Raw genomic sequence first — 21,144 nt, forward strand, 5'->3', positions numbered from 1 at the left:
CTGGCCGTCATGCGCAAGATCGTGGCCCTCCTGGGCGTCGCCGTCGTGGGCGTCGTGGCGACCGGGTGCGGCGTGCCCGCCCCGCCTCCGGCGCCGGGCGTACTGGGGCGGCAGCAACAGGTCATGGCCGCGTGCATGAAGGGACGGGGCCTGGCGTACACGCCGGCCGCACCGGGGACTCCCGCGCCGCCGGCCGCCGACGAGCTGCGCCGCCGCGCGGGCGACCACGCGGCCATGCGCGAGTACCGGGCGCGGTACGGCTTCGGGGTCTTCGCCGAGCTCGTCCACCCGGCCGATCCGCTCGCGTACGCACCGGAGACGCTTCCGCCGCTGGCGGCCCTGCCGGACGCCGATCCGCTGCTCGCGACGGCCCCCTCCGAACGGCCCGCCGTCCCCGCCGCCACCCCCACGGGCGCCCGCGTCCCGGAGCCGCCCGCCATCGGCACCCCCACCACGGAGGCGCACGTCCCCGACGGCCCCGCGGGCACTCATCCGGCCATCGGGACACCCGTCGCCGTCGAGCCCGGCACTCCCCCGGTGAGCGAGCGCGGAACGGACGGCGGCTCCGCCGACGCGTACGCCGCGGCCACTGTCGAGTGCTACGTCAGCGCCGTCAGGCAGACCCTCGGCCGGGACGTCACCGACGCGGCCCACCTGCGCCGGAAGTACGTCCGGGCGCTCGGGCTGGCCTGGAAGAACGAGCTGGACACCGACCGGGGGCTGATCGCCCTGGCCGAGTCGTACGCCACCTGCCTGACCGGCAAGGGGTACGAGGTCGACACCACGGCGCCGACCGAGCTGGCCACGCTGGAGCGCGACCGGTTCGCCGCGCTCAAGGAGAAGCTGGAGCAGGCCGCCACGCGCCGCCACAAGGACGGCCAGGGCGAGCGCGGGGACGGCCGGGGCGACCGCAGAGTCGGCCAGGGCGACCTTCGGGACAGCCGTGACGACCTCCGGGGGCCCCGCGACGACGCCAGGACCGGCCGCGGCGACGCCGGGACCGGCAGCAGTGACGCGGAGGCGGGCCGTGACGACGCCAGGGCCACCGACGCAAGAGTGGGCCGTGACAGGCCCGGCGGGCGCGAAGGGGAAGGCCCGTCCTCCGTCGTGGACGTGTCGGCCGAGTCGCCCCCGGCGCTGCCCGCGCGCCTCGCGAAGCCGTACCTGCGCCGGGAGATCGCCACCGCCCTCGACGACCTGGAGTGCGGCAAGCGGTTCTTCGCCGTCTACCGGCCCAGGCAGGAGGCCGTGGCGGAACGGCTGGCCGCGACCTGGGGGCTCGACCAGTAACGGTCGCCCGCGAGGACGAGCGCCGCCGCGCCGACGAGCCCGGCGTCCTGGCCGAGCGCGGCGGGCGTCACCCTGACCCGCCGGGCGAACCCCATCCGGGCGTGCGCGCGCAGCGCCTCCTCCAGCGGCCCGAACAGCGGCTCCCCGGCCTGCGCCAGGCCGCCGCCGACCGTGACGAGTTCGAGGTCGCACAGGTGCGTGGCGGACGCGATCGCGACACCGAGCGCGTGCCCGGCGCGGCGCATGGCCGCCAACGCCACCTCGTCGCCCGCCCGCGCGTCCGCAGCGAGCGCCCGCGCGGTCACCTCCCGGTCCTCCCGGTACGGGTGCGCGTCCCGGCGCGTCCCCTTCTCCGGGACGTCCTGAGGACGTACCGGACGGTCCCCACGACGTCCTCCGGGGTGTCCCTGACGTCCTTCGCCGTCCCCCCGACGTCCTCCGCGTCCCCCAGGACGTCCCGGCACGTCCTCGGGACGTCCTCCTTCACGTCCGCGACATCCCGCGACCTCCTCAGGTTCTCCTGCACGTCCGGGACGTCCCGCGACGTCCACAAGACGTCCTCCTCCACGTCCGACGGGACGCCCCGCGACGTCCTCAGGTGTTCCAGGACGTCCGGCCACGTCCTCCGGATGTTCCTCCCCACGTCCCAGACGTCTCGTGACGTCCTCGGGACGTTCCGCAGGACGTCCGAGACGTCCCGTCCACTCCCCCGGCGGTCCCTCCACGTCCGCGGGACGTCCTTCTTCGTCGTCGAGACGTCTGCCTCCGTCGCCGGGACGTCCCGAGAGGTCCGCCGGTACGCCGCCACCCGGGACCCAGCCGCGGGCCAGCGCCCAGGCCGTCAGGGCCGGTCCACGGGCCACCGCCTCCAGGCAGCCACGCCCCCCGCACCCGCACGGCGGGCCGTCCACGGGCTCCACGACCACATGGCCGATGTGCCCGGCGTTGCCCGTGCCGCCGTCCACGAGCCGGCCGCCCAGCACCAGCCCGCCGCCCACCCCGGTCGAGACGACCATGCCCAGCATGTCGCGGGTCCCCTGGCCGGCGCCTCGCCAGTGCTCGGCCACGGCCACGCAGACCGCGTCGTTGTGCAGGCGTACCGGCACGCCGGGGAACCGCTCGGCCAGCCGGGCGCGCAACGGGAACCCGCGCCACCCCGGGATGTTGAGCGGCGAGACGTCGCCCGCGGGCCAGCGCATCGGCCCGCCGCACGCGACCCCGACCCCCTCGACCGGCCCGACCCCCGGCGCGACCAGCGACTCCACGAGGCCGACGAGCGTCTTCCACAGCGTCTCGGCGTCGGCGCCCCGAGGCGTCGCGACGCGCCGCGCCTCCACCACCACCCCGTCACGACCGACCGACCCGGCGGCCAGCTTGCTGCCGCCGACGTCGATCGCGAGGATCACGCGTCGCCCGTCGCCCCCGACGAGAAGACGAGCACCGACGCCGTGAAGCCGTGCACGTGGTTGTGCCCGCCGACCGGTCCCACCTCCCCCGCCGCGAAGAAGCCGGCCATGCCGATCGGGCCCAGCGTCTCGCGCAGCGCCACCGGGTCGTGGTCGGCGCTGCCGAACATGGCCGAGCCCCGCCCGTTGCAGGAGAACAGCAGCGCCCCGTCCGCCTGCCCGAACTCGGCCTTGTGCGCGTCGAGCAGGTCGTACAGGTCCTCGTCGGCGGTGGCGGCGTCGCGCACCTGGAAGCGGACGGTACGCCCGACCTCCACGATGTCGCCGATGGCCACGGCCTCGCGCTCCGGGTCGATGCCGATCACGCCCCGGATGAGGAAGTCGCCGCGTTCGTGGCGCTCGGCGTACTCGTCGATGGCGATCCCGATCTGCAGGCCGGCGGCCACCAGCTCGCGGTCGTCCTCGTCCAGCTCGCTGACGATGTCCTCCAGGCGGGCCAGCGCGGGCTGCCCGGCGAGCTCCAGCAGGAGGTTGTCCTCGGCGCGAGTGACGACCATGGACGGCCCGATCGGACGGCAGCCCTGGCTGACCACCGTGCGGATGCGCACGGGGCCGCTGAGCACGACGCCGATCGCGCCCTCGGTGTAGACCTCGCCGTCGGCGAACAGCCGGACGGAGCCGCGCCCCCCGACGCCGTTGGCCAGGCCGCCGATCAGCGGGAGGTCGCCGAGCACGTCCGCCGAGCGCTCGACGAACGCGTCGGTGGGGAACGAGTAGGGGTCGGCGAGCAGGATCGCCACGTGGTCGTCGGGGTTGCGGTCCGGCAGGCCGACCACCACGAACCGGTCCTCGGCGTTCAGGGTCTCCAGCGCGAAGGTCGTCAGCCGTGCCTCCCCGAGCGTGGCCGCCCAGGCGCTCACGGAGGGCGTCAGCTCGACCCCCTCCCCGCCGCCGATCACTCCCGTGGCGCTGCAGCCGATCACGTGCGCTTCGGGGGCGAGCGCCATCGCCCGCTGCCCGGCTCTCGCGACGTCGTCGGGGTCGTCGCCGCAGATGAAGAAACAGACCAGGTCGGCCTGCTCGCCGAGTCGTGACAGCGCCTGCCCGACGGCGCGCTCGGCGATCTCCTCAAGGTCCGCACCCACGGCGAGGCCGTCCGCGAAGCGGCTCGTCATCAGGGCCACGCTTCCCGCCTCCCTCGGCAGCTCCAAGTTCCCTAGGCTCCGATTCTCCCCACTAAAGGAACAAGCACGCACACAACGCGTCACTCAATCCTCAAGATCCGTAATCTGCGCCGGACGCGAAACCTCTGCCGCATTCGTGCCGGGCGACGTAGTCTCGATCCCGTGCATCAGCCTCTAAATGTCCGCGAGTTGCGAGAAAGCGGTCACGTTCATCGCACCGTGAAAGCAGAGGTCCGCGAGAACCTGCTGGCCAGGCTGAGGGCGGGCGAGCCCCGCTTTCCAGGCATCGTGGGCTTCGACGAAACCGTCCTGCCCCACCTCGAGCGGGCTCTGCTCGCCGGGCACGACCTGGTCCTCCTCGGTGAGCGCGGCCAGGGCAAGACCCGGCTGATCCGCACGGTGACCGGGCTGCTCGACGAGTGGACCCCGGTCGTCGAGGGCTGTGAGATCAACGACCACCCGTACGCGCCGGTCTGCACGCGCTGCCGGTCCCTCGCCGGGGAGCTGGGCGACGAGCTGCCCGTCGCGTGGAAGCACCGGGACGAGCGCTACGGCGAGAAGCTCGCGACCCCCGACACGTCCGTGGGCGACCTGATCGGCGACGTCGACCCCATCAAGATCGCCGAGGGGCGGCGGCTGGGCGACCCGGAGACCGTCCACTACGGGCTGGTGCCGCGCACCAACCGGGGCGTCTTCTCCGTCAACGAGCTGCCCGACCTGGCCGAGCGCATCCAGGTCGCCCTGCTCAACGTGCTGGAGGAACGCGACATCCAGGTACGCGGCTACAACCTGCGGCTCCCCCTGGACGTCCTGCTCATCGCCAGCGCCAACCCGGAGGACTACACCAACCGCGGCCGGATCATCACGCCGCTGAAGGACCGGTTCGGCGCGGAGGTGCGCACCCACTACCCGCTGACGGTCGAGGACGAGCTGGCGCTGATCCGGCAGGAGTCGATGCCCGACATCGGGGCCGACGTGCCGGAGCACCTGGTCGAGACCATCGCCCGGTTCACCCGCCTGGTCCGCGAGTCCACCTCCGTCGACGCCCGCTCGGGCGTCTCGGCGCGCTTCTCCATCGCCGCCGCCGAGACCGCGGCCGCCTCCGCCGTGCGCAGGGCCGCGATCACCGGCGAGGAGCGGCCGGTCACCCGGGTGTGCGACCTGCCGTGCGTCGTCCACAGCCTGCGCGGCAAGGTGGAGTTCGAGGTCAGCGAGGAGGGCAGGGAGACCGAGATCCTCGCCCACCTGCTGCGCCGGGCCACGGCCGAGACGTTCCGGAGCCGGCTGGGCGGGATGGACCTGTCGGCGCTGACCGACAAGTTCGCCCAGGGCAACCAGGTGGAGTCCGGCGAGCTGGTGCCGGCCGGCGAGCTGCTGCACCGCATCGGCCCGGTCGAGGGCCTCGCCAAGATCATGTCGCGGCTGGGCATGGGCGAGGGCGAGGAGTCGCCGGGGCACGCCGCGGCGGCGCTGGAGTTCGCCCTGGAGGGCCTGTACCTCATGCGCCGGCTGTCCAAGGACGACCTCGACGGGATGACCGTCTACCGGACGTGAACATCTGTGGCCTCTCCCGCGTCAGAGTGGATGATCCAGCACTCTGACCCGGGGGACCATCCCATGCGCCTGCTCGCCCACGCCACAGCCCTGGCCCTGTGCGCCCTCCTCTGCGCGCCCGCGATGCCCGCCGCCGCCAGCGCGCGCGCCGACACAGCCGCACAGGCGGGGGCGACCGCACGAGCCGACACGACCGCACAGGCGGGGACGACCGCACGAGCCAAGACGGAGGTCGTGTTCGGCTACGCCTGGGCCGACGGCGCCGGCACCCTGCGCGTCACGCCCCGCGCCGCCGCGTACCGCAAGCCGCTGCACCGCTTCACCGCCCTCGCCGGCGCCCGGCCGCTCCGGCTCGCCTACACCGGGGCCGCCTACCGCCGCGTCACCGTGGCCTGCGACCTCAAGGAGACCGAGGGCCAGGTCGCGATCGACCGCCAGGGGCGCGGCACCACCCGGTGCACCCCGGACGACCTGGCCGACAGCCTGCGGCGCGGCCCGGTGCCCGTCCGCGTCGAGCACCGCGACGGCCGGGCGGTCACGGTCAGCGAGGTCCTCGCCCAGCCGTCGCCGTCCCGGGTGGTGCGGGGCACGCTCCGCCGGGCGGGGGACTCGGCCGTGCTGTTCACCCGCGCCGGCCGTACCGTGTGGCTCGGCCGCACCGGGGCGGTGTCGTTCAGCCGCGTGACGCGGAGGTGCGGTGACGGGTGGCTCGCCGGCGCCCCGGTCAACGCCGACCGCAATGGCCTCGGCCGCAAGGCGTGCACGGCGGCCGACCTGGACAAGGCGCTCAAGGGCGCCGGGCACCCGGTGGCGGTCCAGGTCGACTACGTGCCGATCACCGAGGAGGTCCAGCAGGTCTGGGAGGTCTACGGGGACGCGTGAGCGGGCTCGTAGGGGTTAGCGTGGGTCCGTGATGGCCTACCGCTATGGCGAGTACCACGACGGCCCCGACCCCCTGGCCCCGCCGTACGACGTGCGGGCGGCGCTGGACGAGATGGGCGACGCCATCCTGTCCGGCTCCACCCCCGTCCACGCCCTGCGTGACCTGCTCAAGCGCGGCCTGCCCGGCGCGCACGACCGCAACGGCCTCGACGACATGCTGCGCGAGGTGCGCCGCCGCCGCCGCGAGCTGCGCGAGAGCGGCCGCCTCGACGGCACCCTCGAACAGGCCCGCGCCCTGCTCGACAAGGCCATCGGCCAGGAGCGGGCCGAGCTGTTCCCCGACCCGTCCGACGACGCGCGGCTGCGCGAGAGCGAGCTCGACGCGCTGCCCGACGACACGGCGAGCGCCATCCAGGAGCTGAGCTCGTACGAGTGGCGCTCGGCCGCCGCCAGGCGGACGTTCGAGGAGCTGCGCGACCTGCTGCGGCGCGAGGTGCTCGACAGCCAGTTCCGGGGGCTGCGCGACGCGCTGGCCGCCCCCGACCCGGCGGCCATGGAGCGGGTCCGGCAGATGATGGCCGACCTCAACGACATGCTCGACAAGGACGCCAGGGGCGAGCACACGCAGGCCGACTTCGACGCGTTCATGGACACGTACGGCGACCTGTTCCCCGAGCACCCGCGCGACCTGGAGGAGCTCGTCGACATCCTGGCCCGCCGCGCCGCCGCCACGCAGCGCATGCTGGCCTCGATGACGCCCGCCCAGCGCGAGGAGCTCAACAACCTCATCAACCAGACGCTCGACCAGGCGGGGCTGTCCGACCAGATGCGCCGGCTCGGCGAGTCGCTCTACGCCCGCCGCCCCGACCTGGCCTGGAACACCCCCGAACGGCTCAGCGGCGAGGAACCGCTGGCCATGGGCGACGCCGTCTCGGCGCTGGAGGAGCTGGCCGACCTGACGCGGCTGGAGTCGGCGCTGCGCCAGGACTACCCGGGGGCTCGGCTCGACGACATCGACGAGGCCGCGGTCCGGCGGGCTCTCGGCCGCTCGGCGGTGGACGACCTGGAGGCGCTGCGCCGGATCGAGCGCGAGCTGGAGGAGCAGGGCTACCTGCTGCGCCGCAGGGGCAAGCTGGAGCTCACCCCCAAGGCGGTGCGGCGGCTCGGCGAGACCGCGCTGCGCCGGGTGTTCTCCTCGCTGGACGCGGGGCGGCGCGGCGACCACGACCAGCGCGACGCGGGCGCGGCGGGCGAGCTGACCGGCTCCTCGCGGCCGTGGCGCTTCGGTGACGAGCAGCCCATCGACGTGGTGCGCACGCTCGTCAACGGCGTCCGCAACGGCGGCCTGCGCCGGACCGAGGAGACGACCGGCTCAGCGGTGCGGCTGTCGGTGGACGACTTCGAGGTGGCCGAGACCGAACGGCGCAGCGCCGCGGCCGTCTGCCTGCTGGTCGACCTGTCGTACTCGATGGCGCTGCGCGGCACCTGGGCGGCGGCCAAGCAGACCGCGCTGGCCCTGCAGGCGCTGGTGGCCTCGAAGTTCCCGCAGGACGCCGTGCAGATCATCGGGTTCTCCAACTACGCCCGCGTGCTGCAGCCGGACGAGCTGGCGGGCCTCGACTGGGACATGGTCCAGGGCACCAACCTGCACCACGCGCTGCTCATCGCGGGCCGCCACCTCGACCGGCACCCCGACTTCGAGCCGGTGGTGCTGGTGGTCACGGACGGCGAGCCGACGGCGCACCTGATGCGCAACGGGCACTCGGCGTTCGAGTGGCCGCCCTCGGCCGAGACGCTGGAGCTGACGCTGGCCGAGGTCGACAAGATGACCAGGCGGCGGGCGACGCTCAACGTCTTCATGCTCGCGGCCGACGAGCGGCTGCAGGAGTTCGTGGACGAGGTGGCCCGCAGGAACGGCGGCCGGGTCTTCTCCCCCAGCGCCGAGCGGCTCGGTGAGTACGTGGTCAGCGACTTCCTGCGGCTGCGCCGGGCCCGCTGAGAGCCGAGGAGCTCTCAGGCGTCGATGAGCCGGGTGTAGAAGTCGAGGGCGACGTCGAAACCGTCGCGGCAGTTGCGGTGGGAGCGGTAGCAGGGGCGCCAGGCGGTGCTGGAGCCCACGCCCTCGCGGGCGTCGGTGAGCGCCGCCGGCACCCGCTCCGGCCGGGGCAGCAGCCCGCCGCCCAGGTAGCGGACGCCCGACAGCTCGGTGTGCCGGTCGGCGCCACCGCCGAGATAGCGGCCGAGCCGCCAGCCGCTCTCCTCGTCCCACACCAGGGCGGTGCCGTCGGCGAGCTGCACGGTGACGGCGCGGGGGTCGCACGGACCCTCCCACCAGTCGGAGACCTCGGTGCCGAGCTGCTCGACGACGAGGCTCGCGTAGCAGGCCGGCTGCTTCAGCCACTCATCGGTGTACGGCTCGACATGCCTGATGGCCACGGAAGACACCCCCATGTGTCCAAAGGGTGAGAAAAGTGGGACGGTCCCCAACCATACCCGGGCCGAACTTATTCCGTTGCCACACCGTCTAGTCATTACGGACGATATTTACGTCCGCAACGGGGAAGGAGGGGAGCCTCATGTTCGCCATGATCGTACTGATCGTCTTCATGGTGGTGGCCGTGGTCACCACCGAGCTCGTCACGCGCTGCTCCCCGGACGGCAAAGACTGCGCCGAGACGCCCCTGGGTGTCGAGCCCACGGTCGAGATCGCCGGGGACTAGTCTCAGCGACATGTCGTCCCTGCTTCTCTGGCTGCACATCGGCTTCGCGATCTTCACCGTGGGCCCGCTCACCGCGGTGACCATGGCCGCGCCTCGCGCCATCCGGGCCAAGAACGTGCCCGTCCTGCAGAACATCCAGCGCACGACCCGCATCTACGGCGTCGCGTCGCTGGGGGTCCTGGTGTTCGGCATCGCGCTCGGCGCGGCCCTGGGCGGCGCGATCCTCGGCAAGTGGTACATGACGGCGTCGATGACGCTGTTCATCGTGGCCATCGTGCTCATCGTGCTCATCGACCGCGACCTGCGCACCGCCGTACGGGCGCTCGCCAGCCCCGACGCGCAGGACGACGCGAAGGTGCAGAACGGCCGGATCGCCGCCATCAGCGGGCTGCTGGCGGTGATCTGGCTCGTCATCCTCTTCCTGATGGTGGTGCCCAGGTAGGCGTCCGCCGCGCCGGGCGCCCGGCTCAGCCCAGCGCCCGGGTCAGGTCGGCGAGCAGGTCGTCGATCGTCTCGATGCCGACCGACAGCCGCACCAGGTCGGCGGGCACCTCCAGCGGCGAACCGGCCGCGGAGGCGTGCGTCATGCGGCCCGGGTGCTCGATCAGCGACTCGACGCCGCCCAGCGACTCGCCCAGCGTGAACAGCTCGGCCCGGTTGCACACCTCGACGGCCGCCTCCTCGCCGCCTTCGACGCGGAAGGACACCATGCCGCCGAACCGCTTCATCTGCTTGGCCGCCGCCTCGTGCCCCGGGTGCTCCTCCAGCCCCGGGTAGAGCACCTGGGTGACCCGCGGGTGGGCGAGCAGGAGGTCGACCACGCGCTCGGCGTTGTCGCAGTGACGGTCCATGCGCACGCCCAGCGTCTTCAGCCCGCGCAGCGTGAGCCAGGAGTCGAACGGCCCGGCGACCGCGCCCATGGCGTTCTGGTGGTAGGCCAGCTCGTCGCCGAGCCCGCGGTCGGCCGCGATCAGGGCGCCGCCGACCACGTCGGAGTGGCCGCCGACGTACTTGGTGGTGGAGTGGACGACCACGTCGGCGCCCAGCGCCAGCGGCTGCTGGAGGTACGGCGAGGCGAAGGTGTTGTCCACGACCAGCAGCGACCCGTTGTCGTGGGCGAGCTGGGCCAGGGCCTCGATGTCGGCGATGCCGAGCAGCGGGTTGGTGGGCGTCTCCACCCACACGACGCGGGTCTTCTGCGTCATCGCCGCGGCCACGGCGTCGAGGTCGCCGAGCGGCACCGGGTCGAAGTGCAGGTCCCAGCGGGAGTTGACCTTGGAGAACAGCCGGTAGGTGCCGCCGTAGGCGTCGTTGGGGATGATGACGTGGTCCTGGGGCTTGCACACCGTGCGCAGCAGGGTGTCCTCGGCCGCCAGGCCCGAGGCGAAGGCCAGCCCGCGCGCCCCGCCCTCGACCGCCGCCAGGGCCTCCTCCAGCGCCGTGCGCGTCGGGTTGGCCGAGCGGCTGTACTCGTATCCGGAACGCAGGCCGCCGACACCGTCCTGCTTGTACGTGGACGTCGCGTAGATGGGCGGCACGACCGCGCCGGTCAGCGGGTCGGGCTCCTGACCTGCGTGGATCGCCAGGGTTTCGAAACCGTTCGTCATAGGCCCCACGGTAACGGACACCCGGCGTCCGGCGGCGGCGGGCTCCGTGCCGCTCGTCCCGGCCCGCGGATCAGGCGGCGGCGGGCTCGTGCCGGTCGTCGCGCTCCTGCTTCGCCAGCCGCAGCACCCGGGCCTCCTCGCGCGGCACCTCGATGTGGCGGCCGCTGCCGCCCTCCGCGTGCTCCCCGTTGATCCGCGAGAGCAGCACCGGGTCGGCCAGCGCGAGCAGCAGCGCGACGACCAGCCCGACACCCAGCAGCGTGAATCCGATGACCACCATGGCCTCGTCCCCCTTTCGGACTCCTCCAGCATCCGTCGCCGGCCCCCGCCGCCGCCTCCGCTGAAGGGCCGGTCCTGGCCTGCGGCGCTCGGCCGAACGGCCGATACGGGCACTCCGACTTCCGGCTTAGGCTCCAGGGCGTGGCGGACGGCAAGCGCATCGTGTACTGGATCAGACGGCTGAGCGAGATCGCCGTGCTCGGCTGGCTGGGCATGATGCTGCTGCTGGACCTGGCCGTCGCGGCCAAGAACGGCGGGCCGCAGTGGCTCGTCCCCGTCACGGGCGCCGGAGGCATGGTGGCGGTGGCGCTGCGCCGCCGGTGGCGGCTGGAGGGGTTCGCGGCGGTGGCGGGCATGTCCGTGGCCGTCACGCTGGTCTTCGCGGTGACCTCCACACCCGGCGTGCCCGGGGCGGCCGAGACCGGCGCGCTGCTCGTCCTCACCATCGGCGTGCTGCGCCACGCGGAGCCGATCCGGCGGGCGGCCGTGCTGTGCGTCGTCACGCTGGTCGTGCTCATGGCCGAGGGCGCCTGGCGGCTGTCCGACGGCACCGGGCTCGCGTTCTCGTTCCTGCTGTTCGCCGGCTGGTCGACGGCCGCCGGCATCGGCGGCTACCTGCGCTTCCAGCAGGAACGCCGCAACGAGGCCGTCCACGCCGTACGCCGGTCCGAGCGCCTGGAGCTGGCCAGGGAGCTGCACGACCTCGTCGCCCACCACATCACCGGCATCGTGGTCCAGGCCCAGGCGGCCCGCACGGTCGCGGAGACCAGGCCGGAGGCCGTGGTGCCCGCCCTGGACGCCATCGCCGGGGCCGGCGGCGACGCGCTCAGCGCCATGCGGCGCCTGGTCACAGTGCTGCGGGCGGAGGACGAGGCGGCCCGCACCCCCGGCACGTCGCTGGTCGACCTGCGTGAGCTGGCCGAGCGATTCTCCGCCAACGGGCCGAAGGTGGCGTTCGACATCGGGCAGGGCATCGACGACCGCACGCTGCCGCCCGAGGTGATGACCACGCTGCACCGGGTGCTGCGCGAGTCGCTCACCAACATCCGCAAGCACGCGCCGGGGGCGTCGTGGATCCAGGCGGGCCTGCGGCTGGCCGGCCGGGTCGCGGTGCTGCGGGTCAGCAACTTCGGGTCAGCGTCGGATCCGCGGCTCGCGCGGCTGGGCGGCGGGTTCGGACTGGTCGGGATGGCCGAGCGGGTGGAGGCGCTCGGCGGCAGGCTGTACGCGGGCCCGACCCCCGAGGGCGCCTGGGAAGTGGTGGCCGAGTTCCCCCTCCCCTGAGCTGTGCGGTTCCCCCTCCCCTGAGCTGTGCGCTCCCTGTTCCCCCTCCCCTGAGCCGCGCCGGCCCGAGGTGTAGGCGTCGTGCCAGACGGCCTCGCCGAGCGCTTCCCGTACCCGGGTGGTGATCCGGTCCACGTCGAGCCGTTCGGCGGCGGGCAGCGGCGCCCCCGCCGCCTCCCGCGTGGCGGCCGCCGCGCCCAGCAGGCGCGCCGCCTCGGTCTGGTCCCCCGCGAGGGACACCGCGCCCGCGAGCCCCTCCAGGGCCAGCGCGACCGCGCGCGGGTCGCCGCTGGCCCGGGCGGCCTCGTGCCCGGCCCGCTGCCGGGCCAGCGCCGTCGCGGTGTCGCCGCGCTGCTCGGCGGCGAAGCCCAGCTCCGCCATGACGAACGCGATGCCGGGCGTCCCGCGCACCTCCCGCAGCCAGCCGAGCCACGGGGTGAGCAGCGCCTCCGCCTCGGCGTACCTGCCCTGCCGCCGGGCGCTCACGGCCAGGCCGAGCACGGCGTACTCCTCGGCGGCCTTGTACGACTGCGCCACGGCCAACCGCCGGGCCCGCTCGTGCCGCTCGTCGGCGGCGGCGTAGTCGCCGGCCAGCAGCGCGATCCGGCCCAGCGCCGACAGCTTGAACGGCACCTCGAAGCCGAGCCGCTCGGCCAGGCGCAGCCCCTCCTCGCGCAGCCGGGCCGCCTCCGCGTGGTCGCCGCGCGCCTCGGCGAGCCGGTCGAGGGCGTCCATGGCCTCCATCCGGCCCCAGTCGTCGCCCAGTTCGGTGAACATCGCGAGGCTGCGCTCGCCGTCGCGCCGCATCGCGTCCAGGTCGCCCCGGACGAGGTCCAGCTTGGCGCGCAGGGCCAGCGTGGCGGCGACGCCCCACCGGTCGCCCATCCCGTCGAACACGGCCAGCGCCCGGTCGGCGGCGGCCCGATGCTCCTCCTGGTCGCCGTACGCCCACCGGACGTGGCTGAGGAACCACGAGGCGAGGGCGTCGGCGTGAGCGTCGAGACCGGCGCACAGGACCTCGGCCGGGGTCTCGCCGCTGAGCAGGGTCATCCCGGCCAGCCACACGGACGCCACGGCCGCCTCGGCCGGGACGGGGGCGGGTGTGGCGGGCGCGCCGGCGCGGGCCAGGGCGGCGGTCAGGGACCGGCGGGCCTCCCCCAGCCGGCCGCGCAGGTACCAGTACCACGTCAGCGCGTTGACCAGGCGCAACGGCTCGGGCCCGGCCAGCGCGAGCCGCAGGTTGGCGGTTTCGAGGTCGAGCCGTTCCAGCCATTCGACCTGGCGCGGCCCGCGCAGCTCCGCCCGTACGGCCAGCTCCGTGTAGTGGCGGGCGTGCCGTTCCCTGACCACGTCCAGCTCGCCCGCCTCGGCGAGCCGCTCGGCGCAGTACGCGGACACCGACTCCAGCAGCCGGTAGCGCGGCCCCGGCGTGACCACGACCAGCGACCGGTCCACGAGCCGGGCCACGGCGTCGAGCACGTCCACGCCGGGCTCGGCGCAGACCTCCTCGGCGGCCTCCAGCGTGCAGCCGTCGGCGTGGACGGACAGCCGGCGCAGGACCACCCGCTCCGGCTCGGTCAGCAGCTCCCAGCTCCAGTCGATCGCGGCCCGGAGCGTCCGCTGCCGGGCGGGCGCGTCGCGCATGCCGGCGCTGAGCAGCCTGAACCGGTCGTCGAGCCGCTCGGCCACGCCCCGTACGCCCAGCGCGCGCACCCGCGTGGCCGCCAGTTCCAGGGCGAGGGGGATGCCGTCCAGGCGGCGGCAGATGGTGGCGACGGCGTCGTCCGGCTCGACACCGGCGCGGGCCGCGAACAGCCGCACGGCCTCGGGCTCCGGCAGCGGGGCCACGGGCAGCAGCCGTTCTCCCGTCACGCCCAGCGGCTCCTGGCTGGTGGCGAGGACGCGCAGCCCGGGCGCCGCCTTCAGCAGCCGCGCCACCAGGCCGGCCGCGTCGGCCACGACGTGCTCGCAGTTGTCGAGCACGATCAGGGCCCGCTTGCCGGCCAGGGCCCGCGCCAGGCGGGGAGGCAGCGGGCCGGCGCCGTCGTCGCGCACGCCCAGCACGGCCGCCACCGCCTCGGCCACGTCCCCGGTCCCCGCCAGCTCGACCAGCCACATCCCGTCGGGGAACTCCCCCGGGCCCGTACGGGCGCGGGCCGCTTCGAGGGCGAGACGCGTCTTGCCCACGCCGCCCGGCCCGGTCAGCGTCACCAGGCGGCTCGCGGCCAGCAGGTCGCGGACCGCGGCCAGCTCGCCGTCCCGGCCGACGAGGTCACTGAGAGCCGCGGGCAGGTTCGTGACCGGCCGGTGGCGGGCGCCGGACGCCCCCGAAGCGGCGACCGCATCGGAAGCGGCCGGCCCACCGGAGGTCGGGGGCACGTCAGGAGCGGCAGGCTCACCCGAGGTCGCGGGCCCGTCCGCAGGGGCAGGCCCGTCAGGAGGGGCGGGGGCGCCCGAGGTGGCGGCTGTCCCGGACGCCGCGCGCGGGCCGGGCGTGGATGCGCCCAGGACGGGCGCGGAGAGAGCCGCGGAGGGCCCCGTGAGGGCGTGCATGCCCAGGGCGGGGTCCTGGCGCAGGATGGCCCCGTGCAGCGCCCTGAGCTCCGGTGACGGGTCCAGCCCCAGTTCGTCGGCCAGGAGGTCCCGCAGCTCACCGTAGCTGGCCAGGGCCTCGCTCTGCCGTCCGCGCCGGTAGAGCGCGAGGATGTGGAGCGCGCGCAACCGTTCGCGCAGGGGGTGGAGCGCCACGAGGCCCGCCAGCTCGGCGTCCTCGCCGAGCGCCAGCCGCGCCTCCGCCCGCTCTTCGAGGGCCGCCAGCCGGGCCTCCTCCAGGCGGGCGATCTCCGGCCGGGCGAAGCCGGCGTCGGCGAACTCGGCGTACGCGGGCCCGCGCCACAGCGCCAGCGCCTCGTCCAGCCGCGCCAGCCGCTCCCGCGGCGGCACGACCTCCGCCTCCCCCGGCGCTGCTCCCCACGACGGGGCCCGTCCGGGGCCGTCGCGTCCGACCAGGGCCAGGAAGCGGGACGCGTCCGTGTCCGCTGGCGCGAGGCGGTAGCCCGCCGGCCCGTACGTGATCAGCCCCGGGACGCCGAGCGCCCGCCGGAGCTGCGAGACCCGCGCCTGGAGCGTGCCCGCCGGGTTGCGCGGCAGCCGCTCGTCCCACAGGTCGTCGATGAGCCGGTCGGCCGGCACCGGGCCGCCTCCGTGCGCCAGCAGGTCGGCCAGCAGGGCGCGCACCTTCGGCTCGGCCACCCGGACCGGGCCGCCGTCGTCCGCCCACACCGCCAGCGGGCCGAGCACACCGAAACGCACCACGATGATGCCAACCCGTAGCGGGCCCGAAGGAATTCCGTAGCGGCCCGGCGCAGGCTGGGCCGCATGACTGATGTGACGGTGATCGGCCTCGGGCCGATGGGCGCGACGATGGCGGCGACCTTCCTCGCCGCGGGCCACGACGTGACGGTGTGGAACCGCACGGCGAGCAAGGCCGAGCCGCTGGTGGCCAAGGGGGCGCGGCTCGCCGCCTCCCCCGGCGACTCGGGCGAGCTGCTGGTGATCAGCCAGCTCGACTACCAGGCGATGTACGACAGCCTCGGCGACCTGCGGCTGGACGGGAAGGTGCTGGTGAACCTCAGCTCCGGCACCCCGGACGAGCTGCGGGCGGCGGCCCGGTGGGTGACCGAGCGCGGCGGCGCGCTCGTGACGGCCGGGATCATGGTGCCGCCTCCCGGCATCGGGCAGCCCGGCGCGTACGCCTTCTACAGCGGCCCCGAGGACGCCGTGGACCGGCACGCCGAGACGCTGAGGGCGCTGGGCGACGTGCACTACATGGGCTCGGACGAGGGCCTGGCGATGATGTTCTACCAGGCCCAGCTCCTGGTCTTCTGGTCGAGCCTGACCAGCTACATGCACGCGCTCGCGCTGCTCGGCACGGCCGGGGTGGAGCCCGCGGTGTTCCTGCCGTACGCCCGGGAGACCTTCACCCAGCTCGGCGGCGACGGCCCGATGGGGTTCGCCAAGATCCTGGCCGAGGAGGTCGCGGCCGGGGTGTACCCGGGCGAGCTCAACAACCTGACCATGCAGGCCGTCGGCATCGGCCACGCGGTCCACGCGCTGCGGGACGCGGGGGTCGAGACCACGGTGCCCGACGCGCTGAAGGCGCTCTTCGAGCGCGCCGCCTTCACCGAGGGGCGCGGCCACGAGGGCCTGGGCACGGTGTTCGAGTCGATCAGGAAGCCGTAGCGCGCCAGGGCTGTTACGTTACGTCCCGATGAGACAACAGGTGCATATCCCCCTGCCGGACGGCGGCTCGCTGGCCGCGACCGTGGCGCTGCCGGAAGGAGAGGCGCCCGCGGGAGGATGGCCGGGCGCCGTGGTCGTCCACGAGATCTACGGCGTCGAGCCGGACATGCTCGACGTGGTGGACCTGTTCGCCGCCCACGGGTACGCGGCGGTCCTGCCCGACCTGTACAGCCACGGCAGCAGGGTCGGATGCCTGGCCCGGGCCATGCACCAGCTCACGACCGGCAAGCCCGGCCAGCCGGCCGCCGACATCGACGCGACCCGGGCCTGGCTGGCCGGCCGCGACGACGTCGACGGCGACCGGCTCGGCGTGATCGGGTTCTGCATGGGCGGCGGGTTCGCCCTCGCGTACGCGGCGAGCGCGCCGCCCGGCGTACGGGCCGCCTCGGTGAACTACGGCCTGGTCCCCCGCGACCAGGAGGAGCTGCGGCCGGTGTGCCCGGTCGTCGGCTCCTACGGCGGTCGCGACCAGGGCTTCCGCTCGCACGGCGCCCGCCTGCGCGAGCACATGCGGGCGCTCGGGATCGAGCACGACGTCGAGATCTATCCGGCCGCCGGGCATTCCTTCATGACCGACGGCCACCACCCGGTCGCGCGGCTCGCGCTGTTCCCCCTGAGCCACGGCCACGTGGCCGCGGCGGCGGACGACGCGTGGCGGCGCACGTTCGCCTTCTTCGACGAACACGTCGCCGGCCACGCGTAGCGCGCCCGGGGAGCCGGCTCAGTGGTTGGCGAGGAAGGCCAGCAGGTCCTGGCGGGTGATGAGCCCGGAGGGCTTGCCGTCCTCCAGCACCACCGCGGCGTCGGCCTTCTCCAGCGCCTCGACGGCGCGCGCCACCGGCTCGCCGCTGCCGAGGGTCGGCAGCGGCGCCGACATGTGCTCGGAGATCGGGTCGTCGGACGACAGCTTGCCGTGGTAGAGCGCCTCCAGCAGGTCGCGCTCGACGATCGAGCCGACGACCTCGGCGGCCATGACCGGCGGCTCCTCCTTCATGACCGGGAGCTGCGAGACGGAGTACTCGCGCATGATCGCGATGGCCGTGCCGACCGACTCGTGCGGGTGGGCGTGCACGAACTCCGGCATGTTCGCGCCCTTGCGCGCCAGCACGTCGCCGACCAGGCCCTCGTCCGAGGTCTCGGTCAGGAAGCCGTAGTCGGCCATCCAGTCGTCGTTGAAGATCTTGGACAGGTAGCCGCGCCCGCCGTCGGGCAGCAGTACGACCACGACGTCGTCGGGCCCGGCCTTGGCCGCGACCTGGACGGCCGCCACCACGGCCATGCCGCAGGAGCCGCCGACGAGCAGCCCCTCCTCGCGGGCGAGGCGGCGGGTCATGGTGAAGGAGTCCTTGTCGGAGACCGCGATGATCTCGTCGCAGATCTCGGTGTCGTAGGTGGCGGGCCAGATGTCCTCGCCGACGCCCTCCACGAGGTACGGCCGGCCGGAGCCGCCGGAGTAGACCGAGCCCTCGGGGTCAGCCCCGATGATCTTGACTCGGCCGCCGGAGACCTCCTTGAGATAGCGGCCCGTGCCGCTGATCGTGCCGCCGGTGCCGATGCCGGCCACGAAGTGGGTGATCCTGCCCTCGGTCTGCTCCCACAGCTCGGGCCCCGTCGAGTGGTAGTGGGAGTCGGGGTTGTTGACGTTGGAGTACTGGTCGGGCTTCCAGGCGTTGGGCGTCTCCCGGGCGAGGCGGTCGGAGACCGAGTAGTACGACTCGGGGTGGTCCGGGGCGACGGCGGTCGGGCAGACCACGACCTCGGCGCCGTAGGCCCGCAGCACCGCGATCTTGTCCTGGGCGACCTTGTCCGGCACCACGAACAGGCACCGGTAGCCCTTCTGCTGGGCCACGATGGCCAGGCCGACCCCCGTGTTGCCGGAGGTCGGCTCGACGATGACACCCCCGGGCCGCAGCTTGCCGGACGCCTCCGCGGCCTCGATCATGCGGACGGCGATCCGGTCCTTGACCGAACCGCCGGGGTTGAAGTACTCGACCTTGGCGAGCACCTGGGCGGGCACTCCCGCGGAGACCTTGTGCAGCCTGACGAGCGGCGTGTTGCCCATGAGCTCGACCAGGGAATCGTGTACGCGCACCGAGGTGTTCACCTTCTTTACCAAAGCTTGATCAGCTTGTCCGTCGCCGAGGACCCGTGGGGGTGGCGGACGCTCGGCTAGTTTTCAAGCAAACGCTACCGCCGAGTTCGGATGAGGGGAGAACCCACATGGTCTGGGCAGCGGGGGTGGCGCGGGCCGCCCGGAAGATCGCCATCGCGGCGGCTCTCGGAGGCGGCGGCCTGACGGCCCTGGGAGCCACGGCGTACGGGCTGCTGCTCGTGGAGGGCCTGGTCGCGCGCAAGGCCATCGGCCGGCCGCACGGGCTGGACGGGCCGCCCTCCGACGGCGTCTACGGCGCCTACACCGGCCCTCCGGTGCGGCTGGTGATGCTGGGCGACTCCACCTCCATCGGGCTCGGCGTGAGCTCCCACGACAGGACGCCGGGGGTGCTCCTCGCGGAGGGCCTGGCGCACGTGGCCGAGCGGCCGGTCCGGCTGGACGTGCTGGGCAAGTCGGGCGCGCCGTCGGCGGCGCTGGCCGAGCAGGTGGACCAGGCGCTGCGCCTGGACCCGGACGTGGCGGTCATCTTCGTCGGCGCGAACGACGTGGTGACGCAGACGCCGCCGGCGATGGCCGTGCGCCACCTGGTCAAGGCCGTGCGGCGGCTGCGGGAGGCGGGCGCCGAGGTGGTCGTCGGCACCTGTCCGGACCTCGGCACCGTGCGCCCCATCGCGCAGCCCCTGCGCTGGGTGACGCGGCGCTGGAGCCGCCAGCTCGCCGCGGCGCAGACCGTGGCGGTGGTGGACGCGGGCGGCCGGACGGTGGCGTTCGCCGACCTCCTGGGGCCGGAATTCGACACAAATCCGGGCGAGATGTTCGGACCGGATCGTTTCCATCCATCTGACCGAGGTTACGCCTCGGCCGCTTACGCGGTGCTACCTTCTGTATGCACTGCGTTGGGGTTGTGGCCCGAACCGCGACCCGCGCGCGGCGAAGGACTGCAACCGATTTACCTCGCGGCGGCCACGGCCGCGGAGGAGTCCGGCACCGAGGTTTCCGCGACCCGGGTCGCGGGGCGGGCGACGGGTCCCCATGGCAGATGGGTCACGTTGTTCCGCCGCCGCCCCGGCGAGATGGTCAACGACGCCTGACACCGGTCACCCTCCGCTCCTGGGCCGTCACCCCTCGTCCCCTTTGGAGTGGATGGACCGTGCTCCGGCCCCTCGCGCAACCCGCCCTCGCTCTCGCCGGCGTCCTCGCCGCGACCACCACCCTGGCCGGCTGCTCCGGCAGCGACGCGGCCACGGCGGCCTTCCCGGCCTGGCACGACACCCAGGCCAACGTCGTCAGCCGGATGGTCACCGCCGGCGGGGTGGTCGCGGCCACGTCGATGAAGCCCGACGGCACGCTGGAGACCGTCGCCACCGGCCTGTCCGACGGCAAGCGGCTGTGGGCGCACCCGGCCACGATGGCGGGCCGGCTGCCGGGCATGGGCGTCTCCGCCCCGGCCCTCGTCGACTTCCCCGGGCAGGGCGGCGGGCGCCAGGCCGCGGTGGTGGCGCTCGACCCGGCGCACAAGGGCCGCTGGACCGCCACGCTCGTCGCCCGTGACGCCCGCACCGGCCGGCAGCTCTGGACGCGGCCGATCCACTCCACCTTCGGTCCGCAGCGCTGCGGGCCGTACGTGTGCCTGGCCGAGAACACCGCCCTGGCGTCGGCGCGCGTGGTCGTGCTCGACCCGGCCACGGGAGCGGTCAGGTGGAAGCTGCCGGGCATCGCCGAGGTCGAGTGGTCCGACGACGAGCGGGTGCTCGTGCTGCGCCTGGCCGCCGAGCCGACGATCGAGTCGTACGAGCTGAAGACCGGCAAGCCGCAGTGGCAGCAGCCGATCGAGCAGGCGCTCGGCCCGGGCATCGACCTGTCGGGCGGGTGGGCGTTCGGCGCGGCGGGCCCCGACCTGGTCGGCTACCTCGCCCCCTACACCAACCCGCGCACGAAGAAGATGTCCACGTTCGGCCTGTTCTCGGTGAAGATCGCCGACGGCACGGTCAACTGGATGCGGCCGTCGGTGGTGCGCGTCTACCCGAGCGGCAGCCCCGGCTTCGCGCCGGTGGTGCGCCCGGTCGACCAGCGGGGCGGCTACGGCGGCTTCGCCCGGCTCGACGCCGGCACGGGGCGGGTGGTCGGCCAGATCACCGCCGCCGAGGTGCCCGGCTCGGGCTGGTGGCTGGCCTTCCCCGACCGCATGGAGAAGCTCGGCTTCCTCAAGCACGGCGCGAAGGGCACGGTCTTCGACCTGTCCGCCGGCCGTCCGGTGCCGGTCGAGGAGGAGCGCGGCTGGTCGTTCTGCGTGACCGACCCCAAGCCGCTGCCGCTGCGCGGGCAGCCGGCCGGGTTCTACTCGGTGGCGTCCCTGTGCGAGTACGACCTCGCGACGGGCAAGCGGGTCTCCGGCGAGCAGCCCCCGCCGTCGTGGTTCACCGGCAGCCAGAACGGCTGGCGGCTGTGGCGCGACGAGAAGGGCGGCATGCACGCCGTCAACGACAACACCGCCCCGACGCCCGGCATGTACGGCTGACCGCC

At 74.2% G+C, this 21,144-nt stretch carries 17 protein-coding genes and 1 pseudogene; 11 read left to right on the top strand and 7 right to left on the bottom strand.

Annotation, left to right across the window (positions count from 1 at the left end):
- The first annotated feature begins 9 nt into the window (after positions 1-9).
- A complete protein-coding gene (locus HTZ77_RS28535; protein ID WP_175592786.1) occupies positions 10-1,290 on the top strand; it encodes a hypothetical protein in 1,281 nt (426 codons plus the stop codon).
- Here HTZ77_RS28535 and HTZ77_RS48410 read toward each other — a convergent pair.
- Together HTZ77_RS48410 and HTZ77_RS28550 are read right to left on the bottom strand one after the other, a co-directional pair.
- On the bottom strand, positions 1,227-2,696 hold the full coding sequence (locus tag HTZ77_RS48410) for an ROK family protein (protein ID WP_328808819.1): 1,470 nt from the start codon (positions 2,694-2,696) through the stop codon (positions 1,227-1,229). The genes HTZ77_RS28535 and HTZ77_RS48410 overlap by 64 nt on opposite strands.
- Positions 2,693-3,871 (bottom strand): FIST signal transduction protein, encoded by a 1,179-nt coding sequence (locus HTZ77_RS28550; protein ID WP_175593013.1) that lies wholly within the window; start codon positions 3,869-3,871, stop codon positions 2,693-2,695. The genes HTZ77_RS48410 and HTZ77_RS28550 overlap by 4 nt, the downstream gene beginning before the upstream one ends.
- A gap of 141 nt (positions 3,872-4,012) precedes the next feature.
- Here HTZ77_RS28550 and HTZ77_RS28555 point away from each other — a divergent pair, with 141 nt between their 5' ends.
- The 3 genes from HTZ77_RS28555 to HTZ77_RS28565 all read left to right on the top strand — a co-directional run bounded on the left by HTZ77_RS28555 (position 4,013) and on the right by HTZ77_RS28565 (position 8,315).
- A complete protein-coding gene (locus tag HTZ77_RS28555) occupies positions 4,013-5,434 on the top strand; it encodes a sigma 54-interacting transcriptional regulator (RefSeq protein ID WP_407940572.1) in 1,422 nt (473 codons plus the stop codon).
- Between the two features lie 63 nt (positions 5,435-5,497).
- Positions 5,498-6,316, top strand: coding sequence for a hypothetical protein (locus tag HTZ77_RS28560; RefSeq protein WP_175592788.1), 819 nt, complete (start codon positions 5,498-5,500; stop codon positions 6,314-6,316).
- Between the two features lie 31 nt (positions 6,317-6,347).
- Complete coding sequence (locus HTZ77_RS28565) at positions 6,348-8,315, top strand: vWA domain-containing protein (protein WP_175592789.1); 1,968 nt, start codon at positions 6,348-6,350, stop codon at positions 8,313-8,315.
- 14 nt (positions 8,316-8,329) lie between these two features.
- Here HTZ77_RS28565 and HTZ77_RS28570 read toward each other — a convergent pair whose 3' ends face one another.
- Positions 8,330-8,752 carry a DUF6292 family protein gene (locus HTZ77_RS28570; protein ID WP_328808820.1) on the bottom strand — a complete coding sequence of 141 codons (423 nt, stop codon included), beginning with the start codon at positions 8,750-8,752 and terminating at the stop codon, positions 8,330-8,332.
- A gap of 140 nt (positions 8,753-8,892) precedes the next feature.
- On the opposite strand from HTZ77_RS28570, the gene HTZ77_RS28575 reads away from it, so the two are divergent.
- Together HTZ77_RS28575 and HTZ77_RS28580 are read left to right on the top strand one after the other, a co-directional pair.
- Positions 8,893-9,036: a hypothetical protein gene (locus HTZ77_RS28575; protein ID WP_175592790.1), complete on the top strand. Its 144-nt coding sequence runs from the start codon at positions 8,893-8,895 to the stop codon at positions 9,034-9,036.
- A gap of 10 nt (positions 9,037-9,046) precedes the next feature.
- Positions 9,047-9,478 (top strand): DUF2269 family protein, encoded by a 432-nt coding sequence (locus tag HTZ77_RS28580; RefSeq protein WP_175592791.1) that lies wholly within the window; start codon positions 9,047-9,049, stop codon positions 9,476-9,478.
- 25 nt (positions 9,479-9,503) lie between these two features.
- Here the strand turns inward: HTZ77_RS28580 and HTZ77_RS28585 are convergent, their stop codons facing one another.
- Positions 9,504-10,643, bottom strand: a complete 1,140-nt coding sequence (locus HTZ77_RS28585) for a cystathionine gamma-synthase (RefSeq protein WP_175592792.1) — start codon at positions 10,641-10,643, stop codon at positions 9,504-9,506.
- A gap of 70 nt (positions 10,644-10,713) precedes the next feature.
- Positions 10,714-10,923, bottom strand: coding sequence for a hypothetical protein (locus HTZ77_RS28590; RefSeq protein WP_175592793.1), 210 nt, complete (start codon positions 10,921-10,923; stop codon positions 10,714-10,716).
- 515 nt (positions 10,924-11,438) lie between these two features.
- Between HTZ77_RS28590 and HTZ77_RS46690 the strand changes: the two are divergent.
- Positions 11,439-11,780: pseudogene (locus HTZ77_RS46690) on the top strand (histidine kinase); the annotation flags it as partial.
- 276 nt (positions 11,781-12,056) lie between these two features.
- Here HTZ77_RS46690 and HTZ77_RS28595 read toward each other — a convergent pair.
- Positions 12,057-15,518 (bottom strand): AfsR/SARP family transcriptional regulator, encoded by a 3,462-nt coding sequence (locus tag HTZ77_RS28595; protein ID WP_175592794.1) that lies wholly within the window; start codon positions 15,516-15,518, stop codon positions 12,057-12,059.
- Positions 15,519-15,584: 66 nt separating this feature from the next.
- Here HTZ77_RS28595 and HTZ77_RS28600 point away from each other — a divergent pair, with 66 nt between their 5' ends.
- Both HTZ77_RS28600 and HTZ77_RS28605 read left to right on the top strand, forming a co-directional pair.
- A complete protein-coding gene (locus HTZ77_RS28600; protein ID WP_175592795.1) occupies positions 15,585-16,448 on the top strand; it encodes an NAD(P)-dependent oxidoreductase in 864 nt (287 codons plus the stop codon).
- Between the two features lie 28 nt (positions 16,449-16,476).
- Positions 16,477-17,211, top strand: coding sequence for a dienelactone hydrolase family protein (locus HTZ77_RS28605; RefSeq protein ID WP_175592796.1), 735 nt, complete (start codon positions 16,477-16,479; stop codon positions 17,209-17,211).
- A gap of 18 nt (positions 17,212-17,229) precedes the next feature.
- Here the strand turns inward: HTZ77_RS28605 and HTZ77_RS28610 are convergent, their stop codons facing one another.
- Positions 17,230-18,600: a cystathionine beta-synthase gene (locus HTZ77_RS28610; RefSeq protein ID WP_175592797.1), complete on the bottom strand. Its 1,371-nt coding sequence runs from the start codon at positions 18,598-18,600 to the stop codon at positions 17,230-17,232.
- Between the two features lie 128 nt (positions 18,601-18,728).
- Here HTZ77_RS28610 and HTZ77_RS28615 point away from each other — a divergent pair, with 128 nt between their 5' ends.
- Both HTZ77_RS28615 and HTZ77_RS28620 read left to right on the top strand, forming a co-directional pair.
- Entirely contained in the window at positions 18,729-19,712 is a 984-nt protein-coding gene (locus tag HTZ77_RS28615; protein WP_175592798.1) for an SGNH/GDSL hydrolase family protein, read from the top strand.
- 59 nt (positions 19,713-19,771) lie between these two features.
- Entirely contained in the window at positions 19,772-21,139 is a 1,368-nt protein-coding gene (locus tag HTZ77_RS28620; RefSeq protein ID WP_328808821.1) for an outer membrane protein assembly factor BamB family protein, read from the top strand.
- The last annotated feature ends 5 nt before the right edge of the window (positions 21,140-21,144 follow it).

The organism is Nonomuraea montanisoli (genome assembly GCF_013363975.1).
Lineage (GTDB): Bacteria > Actinomycetota > Actinomycetes > Streptosporangiales > Streptosporangiaceae > Nonomuraea > Nonomuraea montanisoli.

Coding starts and splice junctions, on each gene's coding strand:
- HTZ77_RS28535 (WP_175592786.1), top strand. CDS start 10: ATGCGCAAGATCGTGGCCCTCCTGGGCGTCGCCGTCGTGGGCGTCGTG.
- HTZ77_RS28550 (WP_175593013.1), bottom strand. CDS start 3,871: ATGACGAGCCGCTTCGCGGACGGCCTCGCCGTGGGTGCGGACCTTGAG.
- HTZ77_RS28560 (WP_175592788.1), top strand. CDS start 5,498: ATGCGCCTGCTCGCCCACGCCACAGCCCTGGCCCTGTGCGCCCTCCTC.
- HTZ77_RS28565 (WP_175592789.1), top strand. CDS start 6,348: ATGGCCTACCGCTATGGCGAGTACCACGACGGCCCCGACCCCCTGGCC.
- HTZ77_RS28575 (WP_175592790.1), top strand. CDS start 8,893: ATGTTCGCCATGATCGTACTGATCGTCTTCATGGTGGTGGCCGTGGTC.
- HTZ77_RS28580 (WP_175592791.1), top strand. CDS start 9,047: ATGTCGTCCCTGCTTCTCTGGCTGCACATCGGCTTCGCGATCTTCACC.
- HTZ77_RS28585 (WP_175592792.1), bottom strand. CDS start 10,643: ATGACGAACGGTTTCGAAACCCTGGCGATCCACGCAGGTCAGGAGCCC.
- HTZ77_RS28590 (WP_175592793.1), bottom strand. CDS start 10,923: ATGGTGGTCATCGGATTCACGCTGCTGGGTGTCGGGCTGGTCGTCGCG.
- HTZ77_RS28600 (WP_175592795.1), top strand. CDS start 15,585: ATGACTGATGTGACGGTGATCGGCCTCGGGCCGATGGGCGCGACGATG.
- HTZ77_RS28605 (WP_175592796.1), top strand. CDS start 16,477: ATGAGACAACAGGTGCATATCCCCCTGCCGGACGGCGGCTCGCTGGCC.
- HTZ77_RS28615 (WP_175592798.1), top strand. CDS start 18,729: ATGGTCTGGGCAGCGGGGGTGGCGCGGGCCGCCCGGAAGATCGCCATC.